Below are 12,485 nucleotides of genomic sequence, written 5' to 3'. Positions count from 1 at the left end.
GTCACTCGCTACGATGGTGCCGTGGTGACCGTCGCAATCATTGATGATCACGAGTCCGTCCGGCTCGGGATCGAAGCGGTGTGTGCGCACGCCGGGTATCAGGTCGTGGCGAGTGCCCCGACCGCCGTCGAGTGCATCGCCGCGTTGAACGGCGTGGTGCCCGACGTGGTCGTGCTCGACCTCTCGCTCTCCGACGGCAGCACGCCGACCTCGAACATCCATGCGGTGCAGGCCGTGGGGGCGCACGTCCTCATCCACTCCATCGCCGATCGGGTCGCACTGGTGCGCGAGGCGCTGGCCGCCGGTGCGTCCGGGGTCATCCCCAAGTCGTCGCCGACCGACACGGTCATCGCCGCCATCGGCACGGTCGCCCGTGGCGAGGCCCTGAACAACATCGAGTGGGCGAGCGCGATCGACGCCGACAGCGACTTCGCTCGGGCGCAGCTGGGCCGTCGCGAGCGCGACGTCCTCCACCTGTACGCGTCCGGACTCCCGCTGAAGACGGTCGCCATGCAGCTCGGCATCGCGTACTCCACGGCCCGCGAGCACATCGACCGCATCCGGGTGAAGTACGTCGAGGTGGGTCGCCCGGCCCCGACGAAGGTCGACCTGCTCCGCCGAGCGGTCGAGGACGGGATCCTCCCCGGCCTCGATCAAGGCGGGACGGATGTCTCCTAGCTTCCGGGCACCGACCAGGCATCCCGCGATCCCCGCGACCACGAGAGATGCCCAGGTTCAGCGCCGGATGCTGAACACCGCGAACTTCGAACGCCTCCTCGGCCGTTCGGTCGCGATCATCGGACTCGTCTTCGGACTGCAGACCGCGTTCACCACGCTCGGACAGGGTGTCCAGATCACCGGCTGGTTGGGCGTGGTCTACGTCTCCCTCGTCTTCGGGACGATGTTCGGCGCCATCATCTGCTGCTTCTTCCTGTGGCACCACCGCATCGCCTCGGGCGTCTTCGCCGCCGTGTTCTTCGTGGCCCTCCTCATCTGGCCCGCGGTCAACGCGCAGGCGTCGGCGGACATCAACCAGGAACCGTGGATCTGGTACCTCTGCACGATCGCCGTCGCGTTCGCCTGCATCCCGCTGCAGTTGCGGGGTGCCATCGTGTACCTCGTCGTGACCTCGGTCATGTACGGCGTCAACCGCGTCATCGACGCCGACTTCGCACCCGCGTCCTTCGAGATCGGTGCGCTCGACGCGTCCTACGCGACGATCATCGGTGGGCTCATCGTCGTCCTCGTCGGGCTGTTCCGCGTGCTGGCCGGCCGGGTCGACACCGCGAGGGCCGCCGCTCTCGCCACCTACGACGCGGCCGTCAAGCAGCACGCCACGGAGGTGGAGCGCGTCGAGGTCGACTCGATCGTCCACGACAGCGTCCTCGCCTCCCTGCTCGCCGCGGATCGGGCGCTGACCCCGAAGTCGGAGGCGCTCGCCGTCATGATGGCGCGGGTCGCGATCGAGCAACTCGAGGGTGTCGGAGCGCCGATGACGAACGAGGACGAGGTCACCGGTCTCGCCGAGCTCATCGAACGGCTGCGTGCTGCCGCATCGATGCTCGGTGAACCGTTCTCCGTCACGGTCGAGGGGGCCTCCGGCCGGGTCCTGCCCGTCACGGTCGCGAACGCGGTCTACTGGGCGACGGTGCAGGCGATGGTCAACAGCGTCGAGCACGCGGGTTCGGGAGCCGCACGGAGCCTGTCGATCGAGGGCACGGTCTCCGGCGGCGTCTGCGTCATCGTCGGCGACGACGGCGTCGGGTTCTGCCCCGAGCAGGTCGCTGAGGAGCGGCTCGGGCTGAAGGTCTCGATCGTCGAGCGCGTCGCCGCGGTCGGCGGCCGCTCGACGGTGATCTCCCGTCCCGGTGAGGGTGCCGTCATCCGCATCGAGTGGTCTCCGGAGCACGGCTCATGACCCCGGCACCGCGGTACGCCCTCGTCATCCTCGCCGCCCTCTTCTCCGCGTACCACCTGCTCCGTGCCGCGCTGACGCTCGAGACACCCCGCGACGTCGTCCCGGTCCTCATCGCGATGCTCGTCTACGCGGTCGCGAGCGTCCTGAGCCTCTGGCCGATGGGCACGACGCGCATGCCGTCGTGGCTCGCGAGCATCAACCTCGCCACCGCGATCATCGTCCCGTTGCTCGTCACGAGCCAGCTCGATCCGACGCGGAACAACGGCTACGCCACCTGGCACGTGGCGTCGATCGGGACACTGATGACGATCACCGTGGTCCGGCAGCGGGAGGCGGTCGCGTACATCGGGATCGTCTTCCTCACGGTCCAGTCGCTCCTCTGGGCGGGTCCGGGCCTGGCGCTCGGGATGGGCGTCACGGGCAGTCTCATCTGGGTCGTCCTCGCGAGTGTGCTCACCCGATCGATCGCCGGGGCCCAGCACGACGCCGAGCGCCTCACCCAGGCGGAGCACGCGACCTCGGACTGGCAGGCGGCGCAGTACGCGCACGTGCACGAGCGGAGACGGCGCCTCAGCCAGACGGGGCGCCTGGCGACCCCGATGCTCCGCACGATCATCGCCAACGGAGGCAGGCTCTCCGTGGCCGATCGCACGGAATGCCGCACGCTGGAGGCCAGTCTCCGCGACGAGATCCGAGGGCGTCATCTCCTGAGTGACGCGGTCCGATCCGAGGTGCTCGCGGCCCGGCGTCGCGGCGCGATCGTGAACATGCTGGACGAAGGCGGCCTCGAGGAGCTCGACGCCGGTGTCCTCGACGCGATCCACGAGCAGATCGCCGAAACGCTCGCCGCCTCGCGAGCCACACGCCTCATCGTGCGGAGCGTGCCGGACGACGAACGCGTCGCGGTGACCGTGGTCGGCCTGCGTGCGGTGCACCGCGAACCGGGCGTCGCTGCTGGGCCGGACGACGACGACGAGGAACTCGACGTCTGGCTCGAGATCCCGCGCGACGGCTCCCGTGCCGGCGTGGGTGCCGTCAGCGTGTCCGACGAGGACTGAGTCGCTCCGACGAGGACCGTGCCCGTCGGCAGGCTAAGGGACCGGAGCGCATCCGGGCGCACTTCTCCCGGTCACTGAGCTTGTCGAAGTGCCCACGAGAAACCCTTCGACAGGCTCAGGGACCGGCGCGGGTCAGAACGGTGCGGGGTCGGGTTCGGTCCGATACTGCTTCCCGTCAGGTGTCGTCCACTTGAGGACCCCACCAGGACCGTGGTCGAGGTTCCACCCGGGCAAGTGCTTCATCCGGTGATGATGTCGGCAGAGGCAGGCGAGATTGCCGACGTCCGTTGTCCCACGCGACCGAATGGTCGAGATCACAGGCCCTGGCGCGTCTCCCGCAACCCGGTGCCCGACACGTGCCGTCCCGAAGCCGCACCGCGCGTTGCAGGTCGGCCGGGACGCGGTACTGGTTCCGGCCGACGGAGAGGACCGCGCCGGTTTCCGGTTGGACGAGGATGCGGGTGAAGCTGGGCGCGTTCACTGCGATGCGTGCTGCGGTCTCCGGGTCGATCGGGCCGTAGCCGTCGAGCGTGGCTGGGGCATCGCTGACGCCGGCCATGCTCAGTGCCGGGACCGTGATCTGCACCGTCGGCTTGATGTGCTCTTGCACCTCGATGGGGTGCGGGAGCACTGGGCTGGACATGACGTCTTCCGGGGTCACGCCGGTGAGCGCGAGCGCCGCCAGGGCGTCCGCCTGGAGCTGGGCGCAGGTGCGGGTGTCGCCCGATTTGCGTGACTCGGCCGCGGCCGTTTCGACGCGCTCGATGATGCCTTGCGCGATGGGTGCGGTGGTGAAGAGATGTACCCAGGCCATGCCGTCGGCGGCCGGCTCGAACTCCACCCGACGGTCTGCCTCGGAGCGGACCGCGCGTGTCGTGATGGGCTCGGGGTGGAGGCGCTCGCGCAGGATGCGGGCGCGTCTCCGGAGGTTCGCGTTGGTGGACTCTTCCGCGACCTGTAGGACCTGAGCGAGGAGCGCCGCCCGCCCTGCGGTCGGCACGTCGCGGAGTTGGTCGGTGATCGTCTGTGCGTGACTGGCCGAGATACGGCCCGCCTCGAGCGACTCGAGCACGGCCGGTGCGTCGTTCACGAGACGTTCCGCGTCGTTCGTCGCGCATTGAACGGTCCGCTCGGGTATCCGGGCCGCCATGGCGAGGGCCGCGCAGGTGGAGCGGCGCGAGAGCGCCAGGCGCTCGGCCGGCGGGAAGATCGCCGGGACCGTGGCGTCTGCGAAGGCGTCCGCGTAAGCGGCGGAACGGGCCAGTAGCCGGACCTCTTCAGCGTCCAGCGCCGCACGCCGCCGCTGGATGTCCGCGAAGTGGTCCGAGAACTCGGCGAGCTGCGCGGAGTACTCGTCGTTCGCGCGGATCGCGGCGACGGTGGTGGTCTCGGTCATGGAACCAGTCCACCATGGACCACTGACATTCCAGACGATGAGTCGCGGGGTTGTGGAAGTCTGTCCGTGCGCCCTTCGACAGGCTCAGGGACTGGAGGGGGTGCTCAGGGACCGGAGGGGGTGCTCAGGGACCGGAGGGGGTGCTCAGGGGGCCGGGAGGGCAGGGGGCCTCGAGGCGACGCGTGTTGGGCGGTCGACAGGATCAAGGGCCGGAAGGGGGTCGCTCAGGGCCTCAGGCGGCGTCAGTGGTTCTCGCGTTCTTCGACAAGCACCCGGACCGGAACGCATCCGAGCGAGACGTTCCCGGTCACTGAGCCTGTCGACGTGCCCGGTCCTGGACGAACGAAAGGAGGACCAGCACCCGATGCTGGCCCTCCGTGACGTTCGTGGGTCAGAGCGGTAACCCGAATACCGCTCTGACCCGCCCCCGAACTCCTACCCGCTTACCCTAGATGGAGCAGGAGCTGGTGAAGTGGTCTCGATGAGACGCAACTTTCGAGAATGATGATCCTCCATCAGGGGTACCCCCGACAGTCGGCACTATGGAGGACACGAACGGGGGACAGCACCGCGCGCCGTGAGGGGCAACCGGCTGGTCCTCCATCCAGACCGCTCAGCCGGTGAACGCTCGCCAGTGTCCTGGGCCGACGGTGATGCCCGTACGGAGGTTCCGCCTCGTCCGCTCCCACGTCGACGGGACGCGCGGTGCCGGGGCGGTGTCGGCGTCACGCAGCGCCTGTTCGGCGATCGCGACGCTCAGCACCGCGGTGAGCGCCGCGAGCTCCTCGTCGGTGGGGGTACCGCGCTCGATCCGGAGATCGATCGACGACGGCTCGGTCGTGTTCGGCTCGGCGCCGGTGCTCACAGCGGGATGTTCCCGTGCTTCTTGGCGGGCAGGCTCGCACGCTTCGTCCGCAGCGCGCGGAGCGCCTTGATGACCGAGACCCGCGTGGCCGCCGGCTCGATGACACCGTCCAGCTCGCCGCGCTCGGCGGCGAGGAAGGGGCTCGCGACGTTGTAGGTGTACTCGTTCGCGAGGCGCGTGCGCACGGCGGCGACGTCCTCGCCGGCCTCCTCGGCCCGCTTGATCTCGCCGCGGTACAGGATGTTGACGGCACCCTGCCCGCCCATGACCGCGATCTCGGCCGTGGGCCAGGCGAGGTTGATGTCGGCCCCGAGCTGCTTCGAGCCCATGACGATGTACGCGCCGCCGTAGGCTTTGCGCAGGATGACGGTCACCAGGGGCACCGTGGCCTCGGCGTAGGCGTAGAGGAGCTTCGCGCCGCGGCGGATCACGCCGGTCCACTCCTGATCGGTGCCGGGCAGGTAGCCGGGGACGTCGACCAGGGTGAGGATCGGGATGCTGAACGCGTCGCAGAAGCGGACGAACCGGCTCGCCTTCTCGCCCGCTTCGATGTTGAGCGTTCCGGCCATCTGGGAGGGCTGGTTGGCGATGACACCGACCGACCGCCCCTCGACGCGTGCGAAACCGATGACGATGTTCGGGGCGAAGAGCGGCTGGACCTCGAGGAAGTCGGCGTCGTCGACGACATGCTCGATGACGGTCTTCACGTCGTAGGGCTGGTTCGGCGAGTCGGGGATGAGGGTGTTGAGGCGGCGGTCCTCGTCCGTCGTCTCCAGCTCCACCTCGACGTCGAAGATCGTGGCCTCGGACAGGTTGTTGTCGGGCAGGAAGCCGACGAGGGTGCGAGCGTAGTCGAGGGCGTCCGGCTCGTCGCTCGCGAGGTAGTGGGCGACGCCCGAGCGGGTGTTGTGCGTGTACCCGCCGCCGAGCTCCTCCATGCCGACGTCCTCGCCCGTGACGGTCTTGATGACGTCGGGGCCCGTGACGAACATCTGGCTGGTCTTGTCGACCATGATGACGAAGTCGGTGAGTGCGGGGGAGTAGACGGCACCGCCGGCCGCCGGACCCATGATGATGGAGATCTGCGGGATGACCCCGGAGGCCTGCGTGTTGCGTCGGAAGATCTCGCCGTACTTACCGAGTGCGACGACGCCCTCCTGGATGCGCGCCCCACCGGAGTCGAGCATGCCGATGATCGGGACGCCGGTCTTCAACGCGAGGTCCATGATCTTGATGATCTTGTCGCCGGCGACCTCGCCGAGCGAACCGCCGAAGATGGTGAAGTCCTGCGAGTACACGGCGACCTGGCGCCCGTGGATGGTGCCGGTGCCGGTGACGACGGCGTCACCGTAGGGCCGCGAGCGGTCCATGCCGAAGGCGGTCGTGCGGTGCCGCACGAACTCGTCGAGTTCGACGAAGCTGCCGTGGTCGAGCAGCTGCTCGATGCGCTCCCGCGCGGTGAGCTTGCCCTTCTTGTGCTGCTTCTCGATGGCGGCTTCGCCGCTCGCCGTCACGGCCTCGTGATAGCGGTTCTTGAGGTCGGCGAGCTTCCCGGCCGTCGTGTACAGGTCAGGCCCGGAGGTGGTTTCGTCGGTCACGCTTTCACCTTACCCGGTGGTCCCCCGGCCGACCCGTTGACGATCGGGTACAAGCGGCGCGCCGATCCATTGTCGGCATCGTCCAAGCGTGCCGGAGGGCGACGAGGGCGCCGACGACCGGCCTCAGTAGGGTTGTGCCATGGATCTGCCCCTCACCGCCGCCCTCGTGCCACGCCTCGAGATCCTCGCCCACGCCGGCTCCACCAACGACGAACTCGCCCGACGCGTGCGCGAGGACGGCGGCGACGCGTGGCCGGACCGCTCGGTCGTCCTCACCGACGACCAGCGCGGTGGACGCGGTCGCCTCGGTCGCGTGTGGACGGTGCCACCCGGCACGTCACTCGCCGTGTCGGTCCTGCTCCGGCCGGTCACTCCGTCGGGTGATCCGCTCCCACTGCAGGCCTACGGCTGGCTCCCGCTCCTCGCGGGTGCGGCGCTCGCGGAATCGCTCCGGGAGCTCGGGGTGCCCGCCGACGTGAAGTGGCCGAACGACGTGCTCATCGGCGGCCTGAAGGTGTCCGGCATCCTCGCCGAGCTGCTGCCGAGCGGGGACGCGGTGATCCTCGGGACCGGCGTCAACCTCCGTCAGCGTGCCGAGGAACTGCCGACCGACCGGTCAACCTCGCTCGCGCTCGCCGGCCTCGTCGATCCTGACCCGGACACCGTCCTCGTCGGCTACCTGCGTGCGTTCGGCACCCTGTACGACGCCTACCTGGCGGCGTCCGGTGACGCCGAGGCCAGCGGGCTCCGAGCTGCGGTCACCGAGCGATGCGTGACGTTGGACAGCTCGGTGCGGGTGGAACTCCCCGGCGGCGACGTCCTGACCGGGACGGCCGAGCGGATCGACGCCGACGGGCGGCTCGTCGTCCGACCGACCGACGGTGGTGCGCCGGTCGCGGTGGCGGCCGGCGACGTCACGCACGTGCGCTGAGCGTTCCCACCTGTTCGGTGAGGGACCGGCGTGCGAGCACCGTCGCGCCGGAGACGGCGGCCGGCATGACCAGCACGGACAGGACCGGGACGAGGAAGAGGACCGCGACCGTCATCCCGAAGCCCAGGGTGCGGGCGCGTCGCCTGGCGAGGGTCCGGCGGCGGTCCCGCAACGACAACCCCCTCGCGTCGAACGCGTAGCCCGTCAGTTCGAGGGCGAGGAACCACCCGCTCACGGCGAGCCCGAGCGCCGGGACCACCGTCTGGCCGATCACCGGGACGAAGCCGAGGAGGAAGAGGACGGCCGCCGTCGGGATGGTGAGCAGGAGCAGGCCGAGCGCCCGGGTGACACCGGTGAGGAGTCCGTGCCATGCGGACTCACCCGACTCCGGAGGGGCGTCGCCGAGGGTGCGTTCGACGTCGGCCCAGATCCGCTCGTAGAAGGGGTCGCCGACGAGGAGCGTCGCTGCGGCGTAGGCGTACAGCATCACCACGATGGCGACGGCCACCAACGCGACCGCGGCGGCCACCCGGATGGACGAGCGGTACGGCTCGTCCCAGGTGTCGGCGAACGGTGTCGCCCAGTCGACGATCGTGGCGGCATTGACGCCGAGGATGACGAGCAACGCGATGAACACGACGCCCACGATCGCGGCGGGGATCATGCCGAGCAGCATGCGCTTCGGCGAGGTGCCCCAGAGGCGGAAACCGCCGAAGAGGATGCCGATCCCCTCGAGGAACGACCCGACGACGCCGGGGTGCTGCGCCGTCGGGGCGGTGCTGTCTGCCGGTTTCACGCCTTCATGCTAGCCGGGCGGCCGATGCATGGATGCTCGGGATCGCCGACGGGCGGGGTGGGAGCAGGCGGCGGGTTGCCGCGACTGCTAAGAATGGGAGTATGGCTGATCCCGGTATGACGGGGCCGGGCAGGCCGGCTCCTCCCGCGGCGGCGACCGAACGTGTGGTCGCACGCCTGCGTCCGCATGCCCGGCGGCTCCTGCTCCCCGCGCTCCTGCTCATCGCGGTGAGCGGTGCCGGTGCGTACTTCTTCGGCTCGTTCGACCTCGAGTGGCAGAACTGGGCCGTCCTCATCGGCGGCGGGGTGATCGTGCTGGTCGCCTGCGTCCTGCCGTTCATCGCCTGGCTGTCCGTCCGCTACGTGATCACGACCCGGCGACTGATCGTCCGTCGCGGGTTCTTCGTGCGGACGCGCCAGGAGCTCTACCACGCCCGCGGCTACGGCATCACGGTGCACAAGAGCTGGGTGCAGAGCGCCTTCGGGAGCGGCAACGTCCGGGTGACGAGCGGTGGCGAGGTGCCGGTCGTCCTGCGGGACGTGCCCGGCGCGGTCCTCGTCCAGAACGCCCTCCACGAGCTCGTCGCGGAGAACCAGAGCATCGCCGCGCCCTACCCGGCAGCACCGCCTCCGATGCAGCAGCCACCGGTCCGACGCTGACCGGTGCGGGGCGCGCCCGGCCGGTACGATGTTCGAGTCGGGGCACCCGCCGATCCGCCTCAGGATCCGCCCGTCCCGCCTGCCGTAACGAGACCCGCCGGCCGGTCGCCGGAGAGCTGGAGTGAACCCATGAGCATTCGCGTCGGAGTGATCGGCGGCGGTCAGCTGGCCAGGATGATGGTGCCGGCGGCCGTGAACCTCGGACTCGACATCCGGGTGCTCGCCGAGCAGGAGGGCATGTCCGCCCGACTCGCCACCGTCGAGGTGGGTGACTACCGCGACGCGGACACCGTGCTCGCCTTCGCCGAGACGGTCGACGTCATCACCTTCGACCACGAGCACGTGCCGCAGCACGTCCTGCGGGCACTCGTCGACGCCGGTGTACAGGTGCACCCGGGACCGGACGCGCTCGCCGTCGCCCAGGACAAGCTCCTCATGCGCGAGCGCCTGACGGAGCTCGGACTGCCGGTGCCCGACTGGGCGCGCGTGCACGACCAGGAGGAGCTCGCCGCCTTCCTCGCCGAGCACGGCGGGAAGGGCGTCGTGAAGACGCCGCGTGGTGGCTACGACGGCAAGGGCGTCCGCGTCGTCCACGGGCCGAACGAGGTCGACGACTGGTTCACGGCGCTCTCCGAGGACGCCAACGGCGGAGCGCTGCTCGTCGAGGAGCTGGTGTCGTTCCGGCGCGAGCTCGCCCAGCTCGTCGCCCGTCGCCCGTCCGGCGAGGTGGTGCCGTGGCGCGTCGTCGAGACCGTGCAGCTCGGCGGGGTGTGCAGCGAGGTCATCGCTCCGGCGCCCGGCTCGGCGGGCCGGCTCGCCGACACCGCGGAGGAGATCGCCGTGACCGTCGCGACCGCGCTCGGGGTGACGGGCGTCCTGGCCGTCGAACTCTTCGAGACCGACGACGACCGCCTGCTCATCAACGAACTCGCCATGCGTCCGCACAACAGCGGGCACTGGACGCAGGACGGCAGCGTTACCAGCCAGTTCGAGCAGCACCTGCGCGCCGTCCTCGACCTGCCCCTCGGCTGGACGGGCTGCCACCGCGATTGGACCGTCATGGTGAACGTGCTCGGCGGGCCGGCCGAGGGGTCGCTCGGCGACCGCTACCCGCAGGTCCTCGGTGCGCACCCGCTGGCGAAGGTGCACAACTACGGCAAGGACCCCCGCCCCGGGCGCAAGGTCGGCCACGTCAACGTCGCGGGCGACGACCTCGACGACGTCGTGTACGAGGCACGGGCCGCCGCGGCGCTGCTCGGCGCCGAGAACGCCTGACCGCCCTTCGACAAGCTCAGGGACCGGATGTGGTGCTCCGGGACCGTGCGGTGCTCGGGAGTCGATGTCCGGTCCCTGAGCCGGTCGAAGGGTGGTGCTCGGGAGTCGATGTCCGGTTCCTGAGCCTGTCGAAGGGTCAGTACACGTCGCGGATGTAGCGCTTCTCGCGCTTGAGCGTGTGCACGTACTCGGCTGCGGCCTCCGTCGAGCGCCCGCCGTGTTCGGCGATGAGTTCGTGCAACGCTTGGTCGACGTCCTTCGCCATCCGTGAGGCGTCACCGCAGACGGCGAAATGGCCGCCCTCCTCGAGCCAGGCGTACAGCTCCTTGCCGTTCTCGCGCATCCGGGTCTGGACGTACACCTTCTCGCGTTGGTCGCGGGAGAATGCGAGGTCCAGACGGTCCAGCACCCCTCCGGTGAGCAGCTCGCCGAGTTCGTCCTCGTAGATGAAGTCGTGCGCCCGGTGCTGGTCGCCGAAGAACAGCCAGTTCCGACCAGTGGCCCCGCGCTCGCGGCGCTCCTGGAGGAACGAGCGGAACGGCGCGATCCCGGTTCCCGGGCCGACCATGATGAGTGGCGCATCGTCGTCCGACGGCACCCGGAAGCCCGCGTTCGCGGAGACGAAGATCCCGCTCGTGGCGCCCTCCGCGACCCGGTCGGCGAGATGCGTCGACGCGACGCCGCCGTGTAGACGGTCGCCGACCGCGTACCGGACGCTCGCGACGGTGAGGTGCACGCGCCCGTCGGCCGCCAGCGGACTGGACGAGATCGAGTAGGCGCGGTGCTGGAGCGGACGCAGCACGTCGAGGAGCGCGGCGGCGTCGAACCGGACCGCGGTGGAGCGCAGGAGGTCGAGGATGTCGCGGTCGCGCAACCAGGAGTCGAGCGTCTCCGCCTGGGCGAGCGCGAGGATCCCCGCCAGCTCCGAGTCCGGCGCGCGGTCGGCGAGCTCGGCCACGAGGTCCTTCGACGGGGTGCGGATCTCGAACCCGTGGGTGAGCCGGTCCGCCAGGGTCGAGCCGTCGACCGACTCGTCCGCGGTCGCGTCCAGTTCGGCGATGATGGCGTCGACGAGCGCCGGGTCGTTGCTCGGCATGACGCCGAGGGCGTCGCCGGCCGCGTACTCGATGCCGCTGTCGCCCAGATCGAACTCGTAGTGCCGGATCTCCTTCGACGAGGCGGACCCGGACAGGACGCGGTTGACGGCGAGCGTCGCGCCGTACGGCGTCTTGCGGGTCCACGGTGAACGCGTGCGGCCGGGCTTCTTCGCCGGCTTGGCAGCCGGCGTGGGAGCGGGGGCGGCGTCGGCGTCCGACGGGGCGAGGGCGCCGAAGAGCGACAGGGCCTGCGTGGTCCACGCCGCGGCGGGCTCCTCGTAGTCGACGTCGCAGTCCACGCGGGCCAGGATGCGTTCCGCGCCGAGCTGCTCCAGGCGCGTGTCGATGAGCTTGCCCGCCTGGCAGAACCCGTCGTATCCGGAGTCGCCGAGCGCGAGCACGGAGAACTTCAGGCCGTCGAGGCGTGGTGCGGTGCTCGCCTGGAGCGATTCCCAGAACAACTCGGCGTTGTCGGGCATCTCACCCTCGCCGTAGGTGGAGGTGATGACGACGACGTGTCCCATCGCCGGGAGCCGCTCGACGTCGACGTCGTCGAGGCCGATCGTCGTCACCGCCACGCCGTAGCCGGAGGCGGCTCGGCCGAGATCCTCCGCGATGGCCTCCGCGGTGCCCGTCTGCGTCCCGACGAGCACGTGCAGGGCGAGCTGCGGTGTCCGGCCACCGGCGTCGGTGGCGTCGATCGCGCTGGAGCGGACCCCTGCCAGGAATCCGGCGAGCCAGACCCGCTGCTCGGGGCTGAACGGCGCGTCCGCCGGGATGAAGGGGTCGTCGGCGCTGCTGCCGAGCGCGGCGAGCGCCTCGAAGAGCACCGGGCTCGGCCCGTTCGCCGTCGGTGTCCGTGTCTCGGTCATGGTCCCCTCCGGGCCGGGCG

General features: G+C 70.3%; 11 protein-coding genes. 6 read left to right on the top strand and 5 right to left on the bottom strand.

Annotation, left to right across the window (positions count from 1 at the left end; all coding sequences use genetic code 11):
• Nucleotides 1-21: 21 nt before the first annotated feature.
• The 3 genes from QRN19_RS06505 to QRN19_RS06495 all read left to right on the top strand — a co-directional run bounded on the left by QRN19_RS06505 (nucleotide 22) and on the right by QRN19_RS06495 (nucleotide 2,976).
• Complete coding sequence (locus tag QRN19_RS06505) at nucleotides 22-678, top strand: response regulator transcription factor (protein ID WP_064294846.1); 657 nt, start codon at nucleotides 22-24, stop codon at nucleotides 676-678.
• A gap of 67 nt (nucleotides 679-745) precedes the next feature.
• Entirely contained in the window at nucleotides 746-1,918 is a 1,173-nt protein-coding gene (locus tag QRN19_RS06500; RefSeq protein WP_285025925.1) for a sensor histidine kinase, read from the top strand.
• Nucleotides 1,915-2,976 (top strand): DUF8320 family protein, encoded by a 1,062-nt coding sequence (locus QRN19_RS06495; RefSeq protein WP_285025924.1) that lies wholly within the window; start codon nucleotides 1,915-1,917, stop codon nucleotides 2,974-2,976. Before QRN19_RS06500 ends, QRN19_RS06495 begins: the two co-directional genes overlap by 4 nt.
• 175 nt (nucleotides 2,977-3,151) lie before the next feature.
• On the opposite strand, the gene QRN19_RS06490 is transcribed toward QRN19_RS06495, so the two are convergent.
• The 3 genes from QRN19_RS06490 to QRN19_RS06480 all read right to left on the bottom strand — a co-directional run bounded on the left by QRN19_RS06490 (nucleotide 3,152) and on the right by QRN19_RS06480 (nucleotide 6,835).
• Nucleotides 3,152-4,372: a DUF222 domain-containing protein gene (locus tag QRN19_RS06490; protein ID WP_285025923.1), complete on the bottom strand. Its 1,221-nt coding sequence runs from the start codon at nucleotides 4,370-4,372 to the stop codon at nucleotides 3,152-3,154.
• 613 nt (nucleotides 4,373-4,985) lie between these two features.
• Complete coding sequence (locus tag QRN19_RS06485; protein ID WP_124769700.1) at nucleotides 4,986-5,237, bottom strand: acyl-CoA carboxylase subunit epsilon; 252 nt, start codon at nucleotides 5,235-5,237, stop codon at nucleotides 4,986-4,988.
• Nucleotides 5,234-6,835 (bottom strand): acyl-CoA carboxylase subunit beta, encoded by a 1,602-nt coding sequence (locus tag QRN19_RS06480; protein ID WP_285025922.1) that lies wholly within the window; start codon nucleotides 6,833-6,835, stop codon nucleotides 5,234-5,236. Before QRN19_RS06480 ends, QRN19_RS06485 begins: the two co-directional genes overlap by 4 nt.
• Nucleotides 6,836-6,974: 139 nt before the next feature.
• On the opposite strand from QRN19_RS06480, the gene QRN19_RS06475 reads away from it, so the two are divergent.
• The gene (locus tag QRN19_RS06475) at nucleotides 6,975-7,766 is read left to right on the top strand and encodes a biotin--[acetyl-CoA-carboxylase] ligase (RefSeq protein WP_285025921.1); all 792 of its coding nucleotides are present in this window, start codon (nucleotides 6,975-6,977) and stop codon (nucleotides 7,764-7,766) included.
• Here the strand turns inward: QRN19_RS06475 and QRN19_RS06470 are convergent.
• Entirely contained in the window at nucleotides 7,750-8,562 is an 813-nt protein-coding gene (locus tag QRN19_RS06470) for an EI24 domain-containing protein (protein WP_285025920.1), read from the bottom strand. The genes QRN19_RS06475 and QRN19_RS06470 overlap by 17 nt on opposite strands.
• A 101-nt stretch (nucleotides 8,563-8,663) precedes the next feature.
• On the opposite strand from QRN19_RS06470, the gene QRN19_RS06465 reads away from it, so the two are divergent.
• Together QRN19_RS06465 and QRN19_RS06460 are read left to right on the top strand one after the other, a co-directional pair.
• On the top strand, nucleotides 8,664-9,221 hold the full coding sequence (locus tag QRN19_RS06465; RefSeq protein WP_231884331.1) for a PH domain-containing protein: 558 nt from the start codon (nucleotides 8,664-8,666) through the stop codon (nucleotides 9,219-9,221).
• 129 nt (nucleotides 9,222-9,350) lie between these two features.
• Nucleotides 9,351-10,496: a 5-(carboxyamino)imidazole ribonucleotide synthase gene (locus QRN19_RS06460; protein ID WP_285025918.1), complete on the top strand. Its 1,146-nt coding sequence runs from the start codon at nucleotides 9,351-9,353 to the stop codon at nucleotides 10,494-10,496.
• Between the two features lie 136 nt (nucleotides 10,497-10,632).
• Here the strand turns inward: QRN19_RS06460 and QRN19_RS06455 are convergent, their stop codons facing one another.
• The gene (locus QRN19_RS06455; protein ID WP_285025917.1) at nucleotides 10,633-12,465 is read right to left on the bottom strand and encodes a sulfite reductase subunit alpha; all 1,833 of its coding nucleotides are present in this window, start codon (nucleotides 12,463-12,465) and stop codon (nucleotides 10,633-10,635) included.
• Nucleotides 12,466-12,485: the final 20 nt, after the last annotated feature.

It is taken from the genome of Plantibacter sp. ME-Dv--P-122b (assembly GCF_030209375.1).
GTDB lineage: Bacteria > Actinomycetota > Actinomycetes > Actinomycetales > Microbacteriaceae > Plantibacter.
This window is presented reverse-complemented; position numbering and strand designations above follow the sequence as displayed.